Below are 20953 nucleotides of genomic sequence, written 5' to 3'. Positions count from 1 at the left end.
TTCCTCCCTGTTTTTTATATGAAATGCTGATGAAAACCCTTTCAGGCTGGCAGCTTGTGCCCGTTTTTTATGTCACCGGTTCTCTCTGTCGTACGCAACTCCCAGAGCGGCAGGCACTTCCACATGCTTTTTTCGGAAACTGCCCGTTGTCAGAACCAGCACAACGATGGTGAGAAAATATGGAAGCATTTTCATGAACTGAGACGGTACCATTGGCAGCAGCAGCTGAAAATAATTGGCCAGAACACTCACACTTCCGAAGATCAAGGCACCGATCATGGAGACCAGCGGGTTCCAGGAACCGAATATGACAAGCGCACAGGCAATCCATCCGAGTCCATTCACCATGTTCTCATTCCAGAGATTTGTATAGGCTAAAGACAGGTAAGCCCCTGCGAGGGAAGTCATGGCGCACCCGAATATGACATAGCCATAACGCATCGCAAAGATGTTATACCCCGCTGCATCCAGAGCTCCCGGATTCTCGCCCAGAGCCCGAAGCATCAGTCCGAACCTTGTCCGGTAGATGTAAAACATAGCTGCCGGGATCAGAAGATACATGAAATAGACCAGTATATTCTGATTGAACAGCACGGTGCCGATCAGCGGGATTTTTGAGAGAAGCGGAATCGCAATCTTCTGAAACTGATGACCTGCAGGGATATTGGTATATGCACTGCCGATAAAACCGGCGAGTCCTGTTCCAAAGGTAAGAAATGCAAGTCCGCAGACCGTCTGATCCGCCATCAGGGATACGGTCAGAAAAGCATAGAGAATTCCAACCAATATACCCGCCGCAATCGCTGTCAGAACAGCTATTCCAAGATTTTTTGTGTTACAGTCCGCGATATATCCTGTGACTGCTCCAATCAGCATAATGCCTTCAAGTCCCAGGTTCATCACGCCGGATCGCTGTGCAAATATTTCTCCGATGGTGGCATATAAAAGGCATGTTGCCATGACAACGGTCGAACTTAAGATAGATACCAGTACAGTCATCACGATCAGCCTTCTTTCTGCGCTACTGTCTTAATAAGGATCTGCTTTTTCTGTTTCGTCTGGTTCTCCATCGCCATAGTTGTCCTTTTAATTCTGTACTGTGTGAAGAACTCACTTGCGATGACAAAGATCAGAATGGCACCCCGGATCATCGTAGCCACCTGGGATGGGACACCGTCGATCTGAACTGCATAAGCGCCCCGGTCAAGTCCTCCGAAGAAGATGGAGACAAGAATGATCGCAAGAGGGTTAAATTTGCTGAGATACGCGATGATAATGGCGGTATACCCAGCTCCATTCGGAAGATTCGGCTGCAGTCTGTATATCACGCTGGATACCTGCACGGCACCGGTCAGGCCGCAAAGCGCACCGCTGACGGTTAAGACGATCAGGATATTCTTCCTGACATTCATGCCTGCATAGCGTGCGGCATTTGTGCTGTTCTTGATGACATCAATCTGATATCCGATCGTGGTATACCGGAATAACCAGAACAGAAATACAGCGACCGCGACCGCAATCAGGAATGCGGAGCTGAATGAGCCACCAAAGAGCATCGGCATCTGAGCCGTCTCCGGTATATTAGCCGTATAGGGAAGATTCAATCCACCGGCGCCCTTCCATGGTCCATAGCACAGATAATCAAGGAAAAGCAGCGCGATGTAATTCAGCATCAGCGTGACAATGGTTTCATTCACATTCCAGAACGCTTTGAGGAGAGCTGCGATCAGCGCCCATCCGGCACCGGCAAGAAGGGATAAGACAATCATGACCGGAATCTGCAGAGACGAAGGAATCTTCGGTCCGAACAGAATGAAACCGGCAGAGGCAATCGCCCCCATCGCAAATTGTCCTTCGGCCCCGATGTTATTCAGGTTCATACGAAATGCGATGGAAACACCGAGTCCGCAGATCATCAGAGGTATTCCGGCCAGAATGCTTTTACTCCATCCGTTTGCCGATCCGAAGGCGGACCGAAACATATTGAAATACACACGGAATGGATTCAGCCCCTGCATGACCATGAAAATGCTGCAGAACGCCAGAGCCAGGAAGGCAAAAAGCAGAATATTTAAGGCGCGGAACCAGACAGGAATATGACTTCGCCTTGAAATGATCAACTTATGTTTATTCATGAACAGCTCCTTTCAGTCTCGCTTCTTCATTCCATTTCTTTTCATACAGCGACACTTATGGATCGAATATGTCTGTCCTTCCTGTCCTGACGAATATGCTCATCTGTCTTGATTCCTTCGCCTGCCATCAGTTTTCCGATCTCGGTTTTGGTCGTTTCGGTCGTTTCCAGTTCCTGACTCATATAGCCGTCAAAAAGCACGCAGATTCTGTCCGACATCTCAAAAATCTCATCCAGATCTTCTGAGATCATCAGAATCGCTGTCCCTTTTTTTCTCTCTTCATCAAGGATATGATGAACAGCACTCACAGCACCGATATCGAGTCCCCTTGAAGGATATGCCACGATCAGAACGTCCGCGTCCCGGCTTACTTCGCGTGCCAGCAGAAGTTTCTGCTGATTTCCTCCGGACATCAGGCCAACCGGACGGTTCACACCTGCGCTTCGGATATCATATTTTTCCGCGCATTTCTCTGTGATACTGCGAATCGCCTTCTTCCGGAAGATGCCGTGCCGGCTGAACTGAAGCTTGTCATAATCCTTCAGAATCAGATTGGCCATCAGATCCATCTGAGGCACAAGACCTGTGCCAAGTCTGTCCTCCGGAGCAAATGCAATCCCGTTTTCTTTCCGTTTCTTAATCGAATATCTGGTAATATTGATCCCCTTATAGAGGATTTTTCCCCGCGGCGCCTCCCGCATTCCCGCAAGCACTTCGGCCAGCAGGTTCTGTCCGTTTCCTGCGACCCCGGCGACACCAAGAATCTCGCCTGAACGGAGTGTAAAACTGATATGCTTAAGTCCCTGGATGCCACGATCATTTTTCGCGCAGACACCGTCACATTCCAGAATTGTTTCGCCACATGGCAATTCTTCTTTTTCGGACATGTTCGAGAGCGCATGACCCATCATAAGGTAAGTCAGATCATCGACTGACGCTTCGCCGCGCTTCACGGTCGCGACACTCTTTCCTCTCCGCAGCACGGTCACGCGGTCTGCATATTCCATCACTTCATGCATCTTATGTGAAATAAATACGATTGATTTTCCGCTGTCCGCCATCTTTCTAAGGGTTCTGAAAAGTCTTACTGATTCCTGCGGTGTCAGGACCGCGGACGGCTCATCCAGAATCAGAACATCGGCTCCGTGATAAAGGAGTTTCACGATTTCGACCCTCTGCTGTTCTCCGACCGAGAGCTGCCACACTTTGGCTTCCGGATCAAGTTCAAGTCCGTACTTCTCTCCGCAGTCCCGGATCTCACTGTTGATATAACGTTCATCAAGAACCGCCGGGCATCTGCCTGAAGTCAGAATGATGTTCTCCGCAACGGTCAGGACCGGGATCAGCCTGAAGTGCTGATGCACCATGCCGATCCCAAGTTCTGCTGCTTTTTTCGGGCTTGTGACATCAACCTGTTTCCCGTTGAAGAAGATCTGACCTTCATCAGGCTGGTAGATTCCTGTCAGGATATTCATCAGAGTACTCTTTCCTGCACCATTTTCCCCAAGGAGTGCATGAATTTCACCTCTGTATAACGAGAGATTGACCCCCTGGTTAGCCTTAATTCCCGGGAACGTTTTACTGACATTTTTCATCTCAAGAATTTTCTCTGCCATACAGATGTCTTCCTCCTTCAAAACAAAAAGTCTCCATGAAGATCGCTCCCCATTGAGACTGTCCTGATGATGTACGATTAAATTCTTTTTATGGTTCTGCCGCCCTACACTGCCGTTCTGAAAGCTCCGCTGATTGCGCCTCTCGGGCAGCGGCTCTCACACAGCCCGCATCGCATGCACCGGGTTCTGTCGACTTCACAATGCCTCATTGCATAGAATGGACATACCCGCTCGCAAAGGCCGCACCGGCTGCATTTCTCCGGATCAATGCGAATGCCTTCCGTATCTCCCGGATCACCCGGCTTTTCAACGGATTGTCTGCATGCTTCAACCGATTCAAATCCATATTGCTTCAGTGCGTCCGGAAGGTTTTTGACAATTTCGGAATACCGCTGTTTTCCATACAGCAATGCGGCGGAAACCATCTGTACGGCACTGGCACCTGCCATCAGAAATTCGACGACATCCTCTGCGGTGGCAATGCCGCCCACGCCGATGATTTCACTCTCCGGGAAGCGCCTGTGAAGTCTTCTGATCAGCGACAGGGTGAGAGGTTTGATCACCGGCCCGGACATCCACACATCGCCTTCCTCATTCCCGAACAGGACCTTGTTTTCTCCCGATACCATCTTCGTCGCGGGCCCGATCGAATTCATCACAACCAGTCCCGACGCTCCCTCTGAAAGAGCGTCACCGGCAAGCTGCTCTATGTCCGGAAAATGACTGCTGAGTTTCAGATAAACCGGCTTGTCTGAAAGATTCCGGACTGTCCGGATGATCCGCAGGACCCGCTCCTCTTCATGACTGACGTACTGGACCGACAACTCAAAGGCATCCGCGAATTCGTTGAATTCCGGAACGAGTTCCGCTACATCCTCCGCCGAATAGCCGATGCTGACAATCAGCGGAATTGTGATGCTCTTCCTTATTTCCGGGAAGAATGCTTTCATCCAGGTGTCGGAAGAAAATTCCGACCAGGGCTCATCATTCAGCAGGTATTGCTGATGACCGAAGATGAAGGGATGTCTCTCCGGTGGCAGCGATGTAGAGATTGTTTTGGTGACAATTCCGCCGGGCCCGTATCCGGCCGTCTGAATGATCCGTTCCGCAGATCCTGAAAGTGGACCGGACGCAACCATAAGGGGATTATTCAGCGTAATGCCTGATTTCAGCTTTGTCTCCAAATCCATAGACATGACCCATCCTTATCTGTTTGAGCAATCCGTAATCAGTGAGTATGCCTCTGGTCTTCTGTCCTTCATATAAGAAAGCATCATGGCGTTATCCTTGATGCAGGCATCAATATCGATATCCGCGTAGATGATCTCTTCATCATGGCCTGCCGCTGCAAGGACATTTCCTCTCGGTCCGATGATACGGCTTTCACCATTTAAAGTAGAATCGCCTTCCACCCCGCAGCGGTTCGAACAGATCATAAAGACATGATTTTCGACCGCTCTCGCTCTCGTATTCAGTTCCCAGATATCAGCCTCCAGGTTTCTCCAGGCTGCCGAATCGAAAATCACGTTGCTTCCCATCAAGGCAAGTACCCTGGCCGTTTCAGGGAAAGAGGTATCGTAGCAGATCATATGGCCCGCCTGACACATCGGCATCTGGAACGTTCCGTATTCGCAGGAGATGCTTTCCCGCCATGTCAGCTTCTCCAGACCCCAGACATGAATTTTTCGATAAACACTCACAACTTTTCCTTCAGGAGAAATCGCGATCTGAGAGTTAAAGAGTCTTCCCGGCACCGCACTCTTTTCAGAGATTCCGGTTACGATATAAAGGCCGGTTGCCTTGGCTAATTTGCAGAGGAAATCCGTTGATCTTCCCGGAATGGGTTCCGAAATCTCATAGTATTTTTCTCCCAGAATGGTCGGGCTGTAACCGGTCGTCGCAAGTTCCGGGAAACAGATCGCCAGCGCACCGTTTCTCGAGGCTTCCTGGCAGATGTCCTGCATCTTATTCAGATTCGCTTTTACATTTCCGAGTTCACAGTCCATATTGACCGCTGCTGCCTTGAAAATTTTTGTTTCCATTCTGCTTCTCCTCTCCTTATGAAAGAACTGTGATGCACTTGTCATATCTGTTCTCAGATCAGCCTGTTTTCAGACACATTTTTTCTTTTTTTCTCTCTGCTGTGCCTTCGAGACAGAAGTGAAATGTTTCCTGTGCGATTTTCTTTTCTTCCTCCCCCATCTTCAGAATATTTTTCTCCTCGATCATCGTCTGAGAACGGTTCAGATAACGGACAACATTGCGGCTGAATTTCTTTTTCACATCCGTCTCAAATGTTTCTCCCGGATAATCGAAATCTCCTCTTGCATGGAGCGTCTCACGCACAATTTCACTTCCATTCTTTTTGATGATCCGGATTCGTCCGCCTCTCAGATCCGGAAGACATTCATCATAGTGACCGTCGTGGAACAACTTGATTCGCCCTGATAAATCCATGATCTTCGGATCAAGCATACAATCGTGAATCTCATCAACTCCCAGATTTCCCCGTACTAACTGAGCTGCGATGGAGATGGACATCGAAAACTTCGCGGACAGATCGTTCGGAATATTGCATTCATTCAGCTGAGCTGCTTTCTCGTAGGTATAGACCTCGATGCTGCTGATTTCATCTTCCGTTAACCCGTGCTCCATCTCCTCCTGAACCACATCTGCAAATGGATGGATGAAGCGGCATCCTGTAAAAAGTTTAAAATAATTCTTCAGGAGCAGATAATCGGTCTTGCCGTTCCCGGCATCTTCTGAAAGCAGCCCCTTATCCAGATTGTCGAAGCAGGCAGTCGCCCGCATTTTGTTTTCATATACATCCAGGATGATTCTTCCTGTGCTGTAATATCCCTGTCTTGCCATCTTGACAGCTCTGATTCCATTCAGTGCAGCCAGTCCGGGATAAGCATCATGCAACCGGCTCCCATCATAGACGGTCTGCCACACTGAGAGCATCGGAAGCGAATTGGCAAGAAGAATCGACTGCGTCACTGTGCTCTCATCATCATTCTCAAGAAGCGAAAATGCCACTGCAGCGCCCGCCGTCATCACGGTCCCGTGTCCGAGAATCGTTCTCTCAAATCGGACTGCACTTCCCCATCTGGCGGCGATCTCATAAGCTGCCACAAATGCAGTCAGCACTTTTCTCTCACTGACATCGTGTCTTCTCAGGTACTCAAGCATCATCGGCACAATATGACAGGCAGGATGCCCGCACGCGAATCGATTTCCCTCGTACAATTCTGTGCTGAGCATTGCAGCTGACGTCTCCATGACCGCGTCATCAAAAGAAGAAGAAACGGTTTGTCCGTTCAGACCTTTTAAAATACATCCAACTGAATCGAGAAGAACGTATCTGGCTCTCATGCGGACTTTCTCGGGAATATCCTCGTACCGCAGGGAGCAGGCAAATGCAGCCTGGTTCTTTATCTCCTCTTCCAGTTTCTGATAAGGCATTATTTTTTTCATGACCAATATGGTTTCTCCCATAAATTTAATCTGGTCCCAATGCCTTTCTTAATGGCATTGTGATAAATATCACAGCTCCAGCCAACGTCAAACACGACCATTCCACTGGTAACAAAGACCACTTTCTGCCTCTTATCCGTACGGACTGTCTGATGTTCCGAAACCACAGTGCCCATATTAAAGGCACCCTTGAGTGCTGTCATACGGCCATCTGCAATCAGGCGATACATTTTGCCCCATCCGTTTACCGCTTTCTCCGGACCACCGAGGGACATCGCTTCTTCGAAATAAGTCTCATGCATCCGGATATTGTCATAAATGACCTGATTGTTCAGCCAGAAATCATCATCTGCTTCAATCGGAGATGTAAGAAGAACCGTTGCTCCTTCCTTGATCCATTTGTCTTCGACAAAAATCGGCTTTTTCGGAGAAGCCGCGATGCTGACGATATCGCTGTCCAGAATTGTCTTCTCCAGAGCCCTGTCATCTTCTTCAAGAGAAGTCGCGATACCGGACATTCCCTGCGTTTCGCACCACGCAAGGAACTTTTGTGCACTCGCTCTGTGAGCAGTCATGACTCGTACTTCGGAGAGCCCGGGCAATTCAGCCTTCATTGCCATCAGAGTTGCCTTCTGGATCGGGCCGCCTCCGATCAGGGCTATTGTTTTCGCATCCTGATTGGCCGCATGCCGGACAGCAACCCCCGGGATCGCACCGGTCCGCATGGCACTGACCAGATTTCCTGACATATATGCAAGCGGTGCGCAGCTATCCGGATCATTTAATGTGATCATCAGAATGGATCGGGGAAGATTGCGCGAATGAACATTCTCTACATTGGATCCATACCATTTCTCTCCGCATACGTGGAACCGTCCGCCCAGATAAGCCGGCATGGCGATGAATCGTCTCTCCGGCCCTTCAAGCGGCATGCCCGGGAACGGACTTGACTTAGGAAACATCAGGACCAGTCCATGCGAGTTATGACTTGGTCCGCCCATCAGATAATCTCCGGTTCCCAGAAGAGAGAAAACTTCTTCGCAGACATCCACGCATCTGCCTGCATCCAATACACCTGCTTTTATCATGTCCGGTTCGGACAGATACAGAAAGTCTGTGCTCATCATGCCTCCTTCTTGAAAAACAAAAGACAACGGCTTCGTACTTTAGTACTTTACGACGCCATTGTCTTTTTCTGGAAATTTGTTTTGTTGGGCAGTACTTTATGCCTGTTATCTGAATTTGTCAAACGCATCCGCAAAGAGCGAATGCAAATTTCGATACCTATCAGCTATTTTTTTTTGATTTAATACCTTGTCTGATGTACCGGATAAAATCATCGATGACCGGAGCATGAATCGTCTTACTGTCGCAGACCAGAATACTTCTGCTGGTCAGTTTCGGATTGACGATCTTCTTCACGGTCAGTAAATCCAGGTTGAGATTGGATCCCGGGACCATCGGACTCAGCATGATCCCCACATTCTGTCTTGCCAGGGCAAGTCCGTTCAAAATGGCATTATAAGTACAGATAATATTCGGTTTTACACCGATCTCTCCGAACCAGGTTTCCATCTGGGTGGCATGTGCCGTTCTTGCGGGCGCGATCAGAGGTTCATCGGCCAGCTGACACAGATCGAGAGTCGGTTCCACCTCTCCGGACAGCGGATGCTCCCGACTGATGATCGCGACCCAGGGTTCTTCCGATATCTGAAGGGTTTCATAGCCGAGGCTGTTGAACGGCTCTCTGACGATCCCGATATCGAAGACCCGATATCGGAGTTTCTCAATAATATCATCCGTATGGCTGTTGACCACCTGATAGGTCACTTCCGGATGAATCCGATGAAACCCCGCAATCCATTCTGAAAGCAGGGACATTCCGACCGTTTCAATCGTTCCGATTGAGATCCGGACCTGACCGCCGCCCGTCATCTCACTGAGTCCATTGTCGATCTTATTGGAGAGTTCAATGAAATTTTCAGCCTGTTCTCTCAGGTATTCCCCCAAATTGGTAGGAAGATAGATGCCATTGCTTCTTGTGAACAGGCTTCCGCCACATTGTTTTTCAAATTTCTTCAGCCATCTGGACAGAGGCGGCTCTGAGATACAGAGCGCTTTCGCTGCAGAAGATAAGGATTTCTGCTCACAGATGGTAAGAAAGTATCTGAGGTCTCTGGTTTCCATTCCGAATCATACCTTTCAAGTATTGATCAAATATTTTATGCTTTTTATGTATATTATCACGCCTTTTTTTGAAAGTGAACCGGTTGCATTTTACCTCTTTGCCAGATTTCTCAGATCATTTTGTAAGAGATGGATCCGGAAGATCAATTTCACCAGACATCACGCACCTGGCATCCGTAAATTGCACAATCTGCACATTTATTGCGATTGTCTTTCAGAAATAGATGTTATTTATGACATAAAGGAAGAATCCGCAGACAGGTTCTGAACACGTCCTGACGACGGAACCGAACAGCTTGTCCTTCGCAGAATATGGACCGGATAAAAAACAATATTCCGGATTCTGTTCTGACCTTGTTCAGGATCCGTCCCGATACGGGCGGTCCGTGAAGCCATGTCTCTGAGGCGCGGCTTCATTCAGACAATCCGAAGCCATCATTTTTTCTGGCTCAGTCACATTTTCTGTGTGATGCAGGGTTCCGGTCATAGTCCCGACGGCTGATGTCGAAGATCTTCAGGAAGAAGTATTCGTCATCTGGATAGCCATAGCCCTGCCGCCTGAGTGTTTTGATCTTGTTGTTCAGTCCTTCGATCTTTCCGGCTGAGATCCGGTAAGTCGCATGGGCAATGATACCTTCAAAGTGGTTTTCAATCAGGCGGCCGAACCACCGCAGATGTCTGTTCCCTGTGGCGAAGCAGATATCTATGGTCTCAGTCATCATCTCCGCCATGACTACTTCACTGGTCTGCCGGTACGCCTCGCTGAGTTTCTCCTTGATGAGATCCAGCGTGAACAGGAGCTCGTTTTCCGCAAGGAGCGCGTCATACTTTGCCTCATATCCGGACTTCCGGATGACCTCTTCCTTATTGAAGAGACCGCCGCCCTTTGACAACACTTTGCCCTCAGATGCTTCCTGATCCTTCCGCTGAAGGGTCGAGCGGCTGGACGTAAGGATATAGCGGGTGCGCTTGAGTGCCCTGGCTGCTTCGAGGTTTCCTTCTTCAGTGAGCCGTCTCTGCTCATCGCGCCGGACTTCGCTGACCACCTTATCATTGAAGTTTTTGACGATGTGGAAGTAGTCGAATACCGGCTGGATCCATTCGCAGCGCTCCTCGAAGGCCTCCTGGAAATCGGAATTCATGTCGCAGGCGACAGCTTCTACGCTTTCCATCCACTCCATCCCGACATGGTCAATGAAGTCGTAGACGACCTGCTTCTTCTTGCCGTGGCCGATCCAGAGGACGTGGCCGCGCTCCATGTCGATGATGTGCGTAGCGTAGCGGTGCCCGTTATGCAGCTTGAACTCATCGATACCAAGAAACTTTGCCTTATGTTCCGGCTTACGCAGCTTTTTGCCGTCAATCGTATACGCATCCTGCAGGCGCTTTTTATCGATTGCCTTGACAACGTTTTTCCCAAGGCCGGTGATCTCGGAAACCTGCTTGAGTGTATATGTTCCATGAGCCAAAAGATCCCGGGTGTACTGGTACAGTTCTTCCGTGATCCGGTGCCCATCCGCTTTAAAAGAGATGAACTGGGAATGTGTCCCGCCGCATTCCGGACACCGAAACTGGTTATGCGGAAACACAACACTGGAGAGATTCCCGCCGATGCAAAGATGCCGCAGAGTGATCTCCGGATGCTGGTTCACATGCATCCTCGCGCCGCACTCCGGACAGACCGTTTCTTCCGGAGGGACATCCAGCGTACCGTGGTAGCAGAAGACTTTTCTGCCGGATACCGCTTCATGAACGGTAGTCTCCGTATTATGGAAGCCATACAGGCAGCACGGAATCATCAAAAAATCTGTTGATTCTGCAAATGTGAGTTGTCCGTCAGCCTCAGGTCGGATATACTGCATGATGAAGGGTCTCCTTTGGATTGTGGTATCTCATCTTGCCAGGATGATACGTACAACCTTACAGGATGATCCTTCTTTTATTCAAGTGTAAAGGTGCAAAGTGTTATAAGCAGGCTGTTCTTAGGCTCCTGAGCCTGAGGCATAGAAACAGCCACCCTGCGAAGCAGGGCCTGCCCTTGGCGGGTTCTGGCAGAAACGCTATACTGAGCAGCCGATATGGTGAAGAAGGCAGGCTGTTCTTGAGTTCTTCACCGTCGGCACTTAAGCCGCAGCGTTTCTGACAGGTTCAGTCAAGGGTGGCGTACGTAACCAGTAACCATCAAGCACACAGAAAAAGTGATTGACCCATTTTTTCTAAAAGAAAAAGCGGCACCCACCTCTCTTCTCAGAAAGACGGATGCCGCAGAAATGGCTTAAACACGGGCTTTTTCGGCCCTCTTTCAATTTGCTCTCGTTAGCAGAGCCACTGTCTCGACATTGTTCCACGTGAGCAACAAAAACTCCATGGCGGTATTGCTCCTGATCAAGCATTCACAAGTTTCAGAAACTTTTTATCGTTCATCTGCTCATTCGTAATATATTCTCCGTCATGAAACAACGCATAGTTTGTAATCGGAGTCGGAGCATTCTGTGCTTTCTCTCTGCTTTCGATATGGATCGCATGGAATGGTATATCATTTTCTCTGGCAGTCTGCTCCAGCACTGGAACATACTTCGCATTGAACGGACACTGGCTGGTGTAATACAGTACATAACCTTTTTCTTCTATGCGCGGATGCTTTGCACATTCCCTGAAATGAGGCTTGTCTGCATCCGTCACAAATGGCAAGTACCACAACTGAATGCCATTGTCCGCCTCGTCGCATACGATAAAGCCCTTATATTTCAGAAACTTAGGGTCGGCAAGGAACGGCTTCTTCTTAGCTGCTGCTAATATACACAGCCCTTTCTTCCCCTTTTCTTTACTGTCCTCAATACAGGCGTTCAGCAATTCTGCAGAATAGCCATGACCTTTGAAGGAACCGGACACCCACAGGCAATCGATATACATATAGCCGTCAGCCTGGATTGGAACCCACGCGTTCTCAGCCGGGATATATTCTATAAAGCACTTTCCCCGCTCCACACTCTTCAGAAAGACAAGTCCCTCTTCAAACCTGTCGGCCAGCCACGCCTTCTTCGATGACACCTGAACATCCTTATTATTGGAAATGGCACAGCAGATATGCTCCTTTTCCAGATTTTCCTTTGTAACTTTGATGTACTCCATCGGATCAATTCTCCTTCACTTTTATCGGATGACGGATCACGGTCCTCAGCTTCTCCGGTGCTGCTTTCCGCGCATCGCCCAGATAAATCTCATGGTGCATGCGTTCGTCCGTAATATCAAGAGCATATCCCTGCTCTTCCATAAATCTGTGCATCGCCGCTACCGTGGCAGGCTCATCATCATAAGCCCCGATATGCATACACTGAACACACAGCCCTTCATCATAGGTAAAGAACTCAACTTTCGAAAAATCCTGTTTCTTTTTTGCCGCAGCTTCTTTGACAGCCCAGTCAAAATCATCTTTCGTCACAAAATCCGGCAGACGGATGACGGAGATCCACCGGAAAGAATCCTTATGGGTATAATCGACACCGATCATTCCATCCTGCCACCAGAATCCTTCCAAAGGCGGCACCACATAATCAAAATATCCATCGATCTGATAGCTGCCTTTCTTACTCATCTTGATCGTAAAAGCAATACCGTACAGAAGACCTATCGCCTGTTTGTACTCGCCTTCCTCATCATTGGGATCCCCGCTGCCGCGTACCGCGATAAAATTCATTTCCGGCACAGTTACTATTGAAGGTGTTCCTTTCGGCATATAGAATTCTTGGTATTCTTTTTTGAAATCAAATGCCATAAATGTTAATCCTCCTCATAAAGCTGTAATGTCTCCTCTGCATTCCTGCGGATAATATCCCGCGCTTCTGCCGGCTCCAGCACTTCAGCCTTCGCTCCGAAAGTCATGAGCCAGGTCACAAGGTTTTCCATATCCGCGTAGTCCGCTGTAAAGAGCAGTCTTCCATCATCCGCTTCTGTAAAGCAATCAGGTCCGAAGTCTTCGATCAGGCGCCATTTCATATCCGGTGAAAATAACACCTTAACCTTAATCTCACCCGGAAATATTTTTTCAGCTGAAAGATCCGGAATAGGTGCATCTCGACAGACAAATTCTTTATCCGTTTCTGTAACGCGATCCATGCGATTCAGCTTAAACAATCTGTAATCCTTACGATCCATACACCAGCCCCAAAGGTACCAGCTTGACCATCGAAATACCAGATAATAAGGTTCAACCGTCCGCTCGCTGTCACCGGACGGAGCATAATACCGAAACCGGACCATGTGCCTGTCTCCGATCGCATCCTGTATCGTTTCTATCTTCGGCGCCAGCGAATCCCGATACCACGATGACAGATCGATCAAAATGGAATCCCGTCCGCTGATGAACTCAGAAGATCCCGCCTGTATTTTTTCCATCAGCTGACCGTAATAACTGCTCCCGCTCACGCTGTCCAGGCCACTCAGTCCTGCAAGGATCATCTGCATGTCCCTGGATGTCAGGATCGTCCTGTCCATCCGGTATCCGTCCATAATACTGATCCCGCCGCCAGTGCCCTGAACTGTACGAACAGGAATACCGGCCTTGCAAAGGTCCTCAATATCTCGGTTAATCGTCCTGCGAGACACTTCAAACCTTTCTGCCAGTTCAGGAGCTGTTGTCTTGTCTTCCTGCAATAAGATTGACAATATTCCTATCAGCCTGTCTATCTTCATATTCTCTTACGCTCCATTTATATACTAACGCATATAACACGACATCTGTATGTCATGTTTAATATAAGAGCAATGCAATTTCAGCAAAAGGAAAACCTGTGGAAATCCCCTATCACGGTTCATTCCACAGGTTTTTTCACATACTCTTCAAACTTTAGTAGTCTGTCAAATGTCTTTCTCTGAACTCTTGATCCTGTAATAATCCTCAGCATCAACGCTAATCTCAACACAGTCCTTCGGCTTCGCATTTTTCTTGCTCAAGAGGCACACCGTCTCCACGTGCCCCGAGACACCATTATGAATGTCCACAGTACAAGCGAATTAACCAACCAAAGCGCCTCCAACCGAAGAAATCTACTGTTTTTCGTCGGCTGAACGCTTCTACAAGCTGGATTTATAAGTCTTCACTTCTCGTTACTTTGTAAAGCGCTACCCCTTCCGGTCTGAAATCCAGCTGAATCTCCCAGAATTCAACGCCTGCCTTCGCAGCATTCCTGAAGGTTTGTGACACCTCCTCATAGTGCGTTGACCTCAGACGTTCCTTCTTTTCTGTTATACGATACTGGAAAACCTGCAGAAAAACAGCCTTCTCATGATCCTTAAGTGATCCAGCAAGCTCGTTAAGGTGCTTTACCATCCTGTCAGTTGATGAAAACGGCTTGGCACGAGTCAACGAAATAAATAATCATTCCCTGCGCCTGTTCACATAAACGCGGTCAGGAACATATCCATTGTCTCGTTATCTATTCCTGTACTACCGTTCCGTTCCTGACTGCATCGGCAAAGGCTAAGATGCTTTCTGATTTCATGATAGCAAGTCCTTGTCTTTCATCGCCAAGTACCACCAACTGATCTCCAGGTGAAATCTCAAATATCTTTCTTGCTTTAGCAGGAATCACAATCTGCCCTTTATCACCTACAGTTACCATTCCGAAGAGATGTTTTCCTTTTGGTGGAAGCGGCATACCCATGCTATCCTCCGATTTATAATTGGCCAGATCATCAAGCGACACTTCAAATATTTCCGCAAGTTTTTTACACTTGTCCAAATCAGGAACAGTTTCTCCGGTTTCCCACTTTGCTACAGACTGCCGGGAAACGCCAACTATATCAGCTATATCTTCCTGCGTCATGTTTTTCATTTTTCTAAGTGTTATCAGATTGTCATGAAACATCGTTTTTTCTCTCTTTCTTTATTCCGAGCACCGCCCATCTGAAGAATGGTATTCTGGAGATTACGGCATTCAAGGCATATGCCACCACAAAGCCTGCAATCAAGCTGATAATATAAATCATAGTTGTCGGAAGATTACCTGGTTTTCCAAGAAGCAGGGCTGCTGTTGATATCCCAAGGTAATGAAATACATATAACCCAAAATTGTTTTTACTCATCCATATCGTAAAAGCGTTTTGCTTATCAGCATACTTTGCTGCACCGCCAAGAATCGCCATACTTGCCAACCATCCGAAAACTGTAAACAGGATCGATCTGTTGATAGGGGCTTCCGCATAGTTGTCACCAAAGTACATGATGCAGAAGGCTGTTCCAACACCTACACCAAGAACAAGCAGCAATACAAAATATTTTTTCAGTGTCGCAATTACCTCATCATGTGAAAACACAAAGTAGCCAAGCAAGAAAGCAGCTCCGTAATATCCAAACCGATAAACCACAACAACCGGCGTGTTAAGAATCTGCGCTGCTCCCCATATTACAAGAGCCATCAAAAGTATCGCTATGAGGTTAGCCTTTCCACCCAATTTCCACAGCCTGTCCTTATCTATTTTTCTGACGAGAAGAAGAACCATCGAAAATAGCCAAAGCAGCTGTATGTACCACAGAACTCCCGTTCCGCTTAACACCATAATGAAATACTTGATTACGGCAGGTACTTCGTGCATGGAATCAAAAGCGTCGCCTATTGACATGCTGACATATCCCTGGATGAACTGAAACGCAAATAGTCCTACGGTAGAGGGAATAAGCAGCTTCCTTGTCCTGTTTTTCGCAAATTCCTTTGCGGTGTGACTGTCCAGATAATATCTGGAGCATATTCCCGATACAAGGAATAACAGAAGCATAAACCATGGATAGACCGCATATAGGAAAATGTCATAATACTGCATATCAAGAGAAGTAATCTTTCCAACTCCTCCGAGAATGCCTTCGCCATTATACATGTAAATCACATGATAAATGACAACCAAAACTACAGTTACCCATCTGATATTGTCTAAGTAGTATTTTCTCATGTATTTCTCACCTTTGCAATTTATTTTAACATTATTTTAATTGCAAGGCATACCATGTCTACCAACCAAACCGAACATTTATATCTCTGAAATGTTAAAGCTGGTTGCGAAATCTAAAATTTCTTCAGCACAAAGCTCACCTCCCACAACCTCCCTTAGCTTGTATCACTGACCAGCTTCACTTGATATCCGTCAATATATTTCCGCAGATATTCTTGATGCCGTTCAACATGGCATTGAACGCATCACTCCGCTGCCGCCGCTTTCTTTCTCTTCATCAATAAACTCATAGTCTCGACCAACCCCAAATAGTAAAATCGTTGACTCGTTTTCTGAAATAGTAAAATCGTAGCCACGCCACTGCTCCTGACCAGTTCCCTCAGACATAAAAAGAGGGCTTCCATCACACCGAGCACGCTCTGCTCCCGGTGACGGAAACCCCAGTAAATCAGGCTTTTTCATCCCTATTTCTTCAAGAATGTGTTAGTAGACAGACGGTCTCGATGTGGTCCGCAAAGCAAAACTGATCAAACGCCATCGCCTTTCTCGCCCGGTATCCATGCTTCGAAAGCCAGCCGAGATCCCGTGCGAGCGTCTCCGGATTGCAGGAAATATAGACAATCCGGCCCGGGGAAACCGCGACGGCGGCTTCCAGAAATACTTCCGAAGAGCCGGAGCGCGGAGGATCCATGAAGATGACATCTGCCTTTTTTCTCTCTGCCGCCATACGCTGCAAATAGTCCGCCGCGTCGTCACAGATAAAAAGCGCATGATCCGCATGATTGAGCTTCGCGTTGACGGCCGCGTCTGCCGCCGCGTCCGCGTTGGACTCAACGCCGATCACGCGGCCTGCGCGATCCGATGCGGCCAAACCGATCGTCCCGATTCCGCAGTATGCATCGACAACTGTCTCCCTGCCTTTCAGAGTGGCATACTCGATTGCCTGTGCGTAAATTCTCTCCGCCTGCACTGAGTTGACCTGATAGAAGGAACGGGAGGAAATGCGAAAACGTTTCCCGAGGAGCACATCCTCGATGAATCCCGGTCCGTACGCCACCTGTTCCCGTTCTCCAAGCACCATCGATGTACGCCGGTCATTGATATTGATGACAACCGTCGTGATCTCCGGATGCGCGGCAAGCAGCGCCTTCAGAAAGTGCTTCTTTCCGGGGAGCACCGGAGATGTGAGCACGAGCACCACCATCACCTGTCCGGTTGCGTGCGCAGTCCGGATCAGGATGTGCCGGAGCAGCCCGACACCGGTGTCCTCATTGTAAATCCGGATCCGGAATGACCGGACCATGTCCATCAGATCATCGATCATCGCATCCGCGGTCTCATTTTCGATCAGGCAGTGCTTCACCGGCACAACGCGATGCGTTCCCTCCGCATAAATGCCCGCGATGTGACGCTCACGTCCTCCGAAACGCTCATAAGAACAGACACGGTGCACCTTGTTACGGTAATGAAGCGGCTGTTCCATGCCGACAATCCCGTCAAGCCTCACATACGGACGGAGAAGATTCTCCACCCACTTCTCTTTCTTCCGAAGTGTCGATTCATAGTCCTGGCCGATCGTCGTACAACCGCCGCAGGATTTCCTGTATGGACAGTTCACACCGCTCATCTTTTCTCTCCTCTCAGCTGTTCCGGACACCTGTCAGATCCGCGACGACTTCAGCGGCGATGATCATGCCGGCAACCGGCGGAACAAACGCCGTCGAGCCCGGAATGTCCCGGCGGTCCGTGCATTTCCGTTCGGTCCCGGGCGGGCAGACACAGTGATAGCGGCAGCTGATCGACGGATCATCGATCGGCCTGCGCGCTTTTTCTGTCGAGTAAACAACTTTCAGATCCGTGACGCCCCGCTTCCGGAGTTCGTGCCGCATCACTTTCGAAAGCGGATCGTTTGATGTCTCATAGATATCCGCCACACTGAGCTGCGTCGGGTCCAGCCGGTTGCCCGCTCCCATGCAGCTGATGATCGGAACGTCGCTGGATTTTGCGCGCATGATGAGGTCGATCTTCGCTGTGACCGTATCCACCGCATCGACGACATAGGAATAGGATGAAAAATCAAATTCAGCCGCTCTTGCAGGAAGATAGAAGCATCGCTGCTTCGTCACCTCAGCCTGAGGGTTGATGTCGTGAATCCTCTCCTCCGCCACATCAATCTTGTATTTTCCGATCGTCTTCCGGGTGGCGAGAATCTGGCGGTTCACATTCGTGAGACAGATGCGGTCGTCGTCCACCAGCTCAAAGGATCCGACGCCGCTCCGCGCCAGCGCTTCCACGACATAGCCGCCGACACCGCCGATGCCAAAAACAGCTACGCGCGACGCGCGCAGCCGTTCCATCGCCTCCTCTCCGAGAAGCAGTTTGGTTCTTGAAAAGGTATCAAGCATAGTTTCTGATCACATACCCCTTTCCGTCACGCATTATACGGGACGAATCTGTATGTCCGTTCCGGTTCAGTCCGCCGACTCCAGGAGCTCAAGGCTGTGCTCTTCGTTCATCTGATTGCACATCGCGATGAAGCGGTCAAGCGGAACGCCGTGCAGCTGCTTGTTGCCACGGATGTTGATGGAGACCGTACGTTCATCCCTCTCCTTGTCGCCGAGCACGATGGTGTACGGATCCTTGTAGTTCTTGCAGGCCTTGATCTTCTCCTTCATATTCCGGTCGCTGTAGTCCACCTCGAAGCGGATCCGGTTCTTTCTGAGAAGCTCACATACTTCCTTCGCGTATTCATTATGTTCCGTGCGGATCGGCACCACGCCGACCTGTACCGGGCTCAGCCAGAACGGGAAGGAACCCTTGAAGTTTTCGATCAGGATGCCGATGAAGCGCTCCATCGATCCGAAAATCGCACGGTGAACCATGACCGGACGCTTGAACTGGCCGTCCTTGTCCACATACTTCATGTCGAAATTCAGCGGCAACTGGAAGTCAAGCTGAATCGTACCCATCTGCCACTCGCGGCCGAGGCAGTCCTTCATCTGAAGGTCGATCTTCGGTCCGTAGAAAGCGCCGTCGCCCTCGTTGATCTCGTAATTGCCCTCGCCGTAAATCTTGTTCAGGATCGCCTTCAGATCCGCCTCAGCCTGATCCCAGACACGGATATCGCCCATATAATCATCCGGACGGGTTGACAGCTCCGCGCGGTAGGTAAGGCCGAGCGTGCGGTAAATTTCGTCCGCGATGCTCATGACATCATGGATCTCGCTCTCGATCTGGTCTTCGCGGATCAGGTTGTGAGCATCATCCTGACGGAACATCTGGACGCGGAACAGCCCGTTCAGCTCGCCGGACTTCTCCTTGCGGTGAATCACATCGACGGTATTGATCCGCATCGGGAGATCCTTGTAGCTGCGCTGCTCACGCTGATAAACCTTGACCGCGTTCGGGCAGTTCATCGGCTTGACAGCCCAGTAATCCTCTCCGTCCTCCTGAATGCAGAACATATTCTGGCGATAATGGCCCCAGTGGCCGCTGGTCTCCCAGATTTCCTTGCTGTTGATCACCGGAGCGGAGATCTCGGTGTAGCCGTGCCGCTCATGCACTTCTCTCCAATAGTCGAGCAGCGCGTTGAAGAGCTTCCATCCTCTCGGCAGCCAGTACGGCATACCCGGAGCGGTGGGATCGAACATGAAGAGGTCCAGCTGCGGTCCCAGCTTCTTGTGATCTCGCTCCATCGCCTCGCGGACCAGATCAAGGTGCTCCTTCAGCTCCTGCTTGGTCGGGAACGCATAGACATAGATCCGCTGCAGCTGATCATTATGCTCATCGCCGCGCCAGTAGGAACCGGATACCGACTTCACCTTGAACGCGACGCCGAGCAGCTCGGCGGAATTGTCGACATGCGGGCCGCGGCAGAGATCCACGTAGTCATCGCCGGTCGTATAGATCGTAATCGTCTCATCTTCCGGCAGATCCCGGATCAGCTCCGTCTTGTACTTCTGGTCACGGAAGAGATCCAGCGCCTCTTTCTTCGTCACTTCTTTTCTTGTCCACGGCTCTCTGCGCTTGATGATCTCGTGCATTTTGTTCTCGATCGCCGCGAAGTCATCCTTGTTCAGCGTTCTCGGCAGCGTAAAGTCATAGTAAAAGCCATCCGCAATCTGCGGTCCGATCGCATACTGTACATTCTCTTTGCCAAAGAGCTCGATCACGGCCTTGGCCAGAATATGTGACATAGAATGGCGGTAGACTTTCAGAAATTCCTCGTGTTCCATAGAACAGCCTCCTTGAAATATGTGCTCATGCGTCTTTGGGGACATGCAGCCGTCCCCGGCGCGTTCCCGTCTGATTTCCGACGGGCTTATCAGATACAGAGGGACGTAAAAAACGTCCCTTAGGCTGCAGCTTTCTTCAAGCTGCAGGACAAGGGACGTAGATTTCTGCGCGGTTCCACCCTTCTTGCCGTCTTTCGACAGCCACTCATTTGATCGATTGTAACAGAATCACCGTGCCGGATTGGGGCCTCTCGGAGGTGGTCTTCGGTCAGTTCCCATTCAAAGCGCTCTCACCGCCGGCGATATCCGCATCACCCTCGACGCTTTTCTCTGTAAATTTTCCCTGACGTACTTTCCT

At 49.4% G+C, this 20953-nt stretch carries 19 protein-coding genes and 1 pseudogene; all 20 read right to left on the bottom strand.

What is annotated here, in order from left to right:
* Positions 1-72: 72 nt before the first annotated feature.
* Positions 73-960, bottom strand: coding sequence for an ABC transporter permease (locus G4C92_RS13290; protein WP_274942017.1), 888 nt, complete (start codon positions 958-960; stop codon positions 73-75).
* A gap of 44 nt (positions 961-1004) precedes the next feature.
* Positions 1005-2135: an ABC transporter permease gene (locus G4C92_RS13285; protein ID WP_274940310.1), complete on the bottom strand. Its 1131-nt coding sequence runs from the start codon at positions 2133-2135 to the stop codon at positions 1005-1007.
* A gap of 41 nt (positions 2136-2176) precedes the next feature.
* A complete protein-coding gene (locus G4C92_RS13280) occupies positions 2177-3751 on the bottom strand; it encodes an ABC transporter ATP-binding protein (protein ID WP_274940309.1) in 1575 nt (524 codons plus the stop codon).
* Positions 3752-3855: 104 nt separating this feature from the next.
* A complete protein-coding gene (locus G4C92_RS13275; protein ID WP_274940308.1) occupies positions 3856-4941 on the bottom strand; it encodes a 4Fe-4S binding protein in 1086 nt (361 codons plus the stop codon).
* Between the two features lie 15 nt (positions 4942-4956).
* Positions 4957-5793 (bottom strand): nitrilase-related carbon-nitrogen hydrolase, encoded by an 837-nt coding sequence (locus G4C92_RS13270; protein ID WP_274940307.1) that lies wholly within the window; start codon positions 5791-5793, stop codon positions 4957-4959.
* Between the two features lie 58 nt (positions 5794-5851).
* Positions 5852-7228: an MmgE/PrpD family protein gene (locus G4C92_RS13265; protein ID WP_274940306.1), complete on the bottom strand. Its 1377-nt coding sequence runs from the start codon at positions 7226-7228 to the stop codon at positions 5852-5854.
* Positions 7225-8382, bottom strand: a complete 1158-nt coding sequence (locus G4C92_RS13260) for a tyramine oxidase subunit B (protein WP_274940305.1) — start codon at positions 8380-8382, stop codon at positions 7225-7227. The genes G4C92_RS13265 and G4C92_RS13260 overlap by 4 nt, the downstream gene beginning before the upstream one ends.
* Positions 8383-8515: 133 nt before the next feature.
* Positions 8516-9238: a substrate-binding domain-containing protein gene (locus tag G4C92_RS13255; RefSeq protein ID WP_274940304.1), complete on the bottom strand. Its 723-nt coding sequence runs from the start codon at positions 9236-9238 to the stop codon at positions 8516-8518.
* Between the two features lie 51 nt (positions 9239-9289).
* Positions 9290-9415: pseudogene (locus G4C92_RS15230) on the bottom strand (LysR family transcriptional regulator); the annotation flags it as partial.
* A gap of 449 nt (positions 9416-9864) precedes the next feature.
* Complete coding sequence (locus G4C92_RS13250; protein ID WP_274940130.1) at positions 9865-11214, bottom strand: ISL3 family transposase; 1350 nt, start codon at positions 11212-11214, stop codon at positions 9865-9867.
* A 586-nt stretch (positions 11215-11800) separates the two neighbouring features.
* Positions 11801-12547 (bottom strand): N-acetyltransferase, encoded by a 747-nt coding sequence (locus tag G4C92_RS13245; RefSeq protein WP_274940303.1) that lies wholly within the window; start codon positions 12545-12547, stop codon positions 11801-11803.
* Between the two features lie 4 nt (positions 12548-12551).
* A complete protein-coding gene (locus tag G4C92_RS13240) occupies positions 12552-13190 on the bottom strand; it encodes a GyrI-like domain-containing protein (protein WP_274940302.1) in 639 nt (212 codons plus the stop codon).
* A gap of 5 nt (positions 13191-13195) precedes the next feature.
* Positions 13196-14107, bottom strand: coding sequence for a helix-turn-helix transcriptional regulator (locus G4C92_RS13235; protein ID WP_274940301.1), 912 nt, complete (start codon positions 14105-14107; stop codon positions 13196-13198).
* A gap of 394 nt (positions 14108-14501) precedes the next feature.
* Positions 14502-14744 carry a DNA/RNA nuclease SfsA gene (locus G4C92_RS13230; RefSeq protein WP_274940300.1) on the bottom strand — a complete coding sequence of 81 codons (243 nt, stop codon included), beginning with the start codon at positions 14742-14744 and terminating at the stop codon, positions 14502-14504.
* A gap of 106 nt (positions 14745-14850) precedes the next feature.
* Positions 14851-15282: a helix-turn-helix domain-containing protein gene (locus G4C92_RS13225; protein ID WP_074731462.1), complete on the bottom strand. Its 432-nt coding sequence runs from the start codon at positions 15280-15282 to the stop codon at positions 14851-14853.
* Positions 15272-16360 (bottom strand): acyltransferase family protein, encoded by a 1089-nt coding sequence (locus tag G4C92_RS13220; protein WP_274940299.1) that lies wholly within the window; start codon positions 16358-16360, stop codon positions 15272-15274. Before G4C92_RS13220 ends, G4C92_RS13225 begins: the two co-directional genes overlap by 11 nt.
* A gap of 225 nt (positions 16361-16585) precedes the next feature.
* The gene (locus G4C92_RS13215; RefSeq protein WP_274940298.1) at positions 16586-16822 is read right to left on the bottom strand and encodes a hypothetical protein; all 237 of its coding nucleotides are present in this window, start codon (positions 16820-16822) and stop codon (positions 16586-16588) included.
* A gap of 10 nt (positions 16823-16832) precedes the next feature.
* Complete coding sequence (gene rlmD / locus G4C92_RS13210) at positions 16833-17987, bottom strand: 23S rRNA (uracil(1939)-C(5))-methyltransferase RlmD (protein ID WP_274940297.1); 1155 nt, start codon at positions 17985-17987, stop codon at positions 16833-16835.
* 13 nt (positions 17988-18000) lie between these two features.
* Positions 18001-18765 carry a tRNA threonylcarbamoyladenosine dehydratase gene (locus tag G4C92_RS13205; protein ID WP_274940296.1) on the bottom strand — a complete coding sequence of 255 codons (765 nt, stop codon included), beginning with the start codon at positions 18763-18765 and terminating at the stop codon, positions 18001-18003.
* Positions 18766-18831: 66 nt separating this feature from the next.
* Positions 18832-20595, bottom strand: coding sequence for a threonine--tRNA ligase (thrS, locus tag G4C92_RS13200; protein ID WP_274940295.1), 1764 nt, complete (start codon positions 20593-20595; stop codon positions 18832-18834).
* Positions 20596-20953 lie beyond the last annotated feature (358 nt).

The organism is Chordicoccus furentiruminis (genome assembly GCF_019355395.1).
Lineage (GTDB): Bacteria > Bacillota > Clostridia > Lachnospirales > Lachnospiraceae > Chordicoccus > Chordicoccus furentiruminis.
This window is presented reverse-complemented; position numbering and strand designations above follow the sequence as displayed.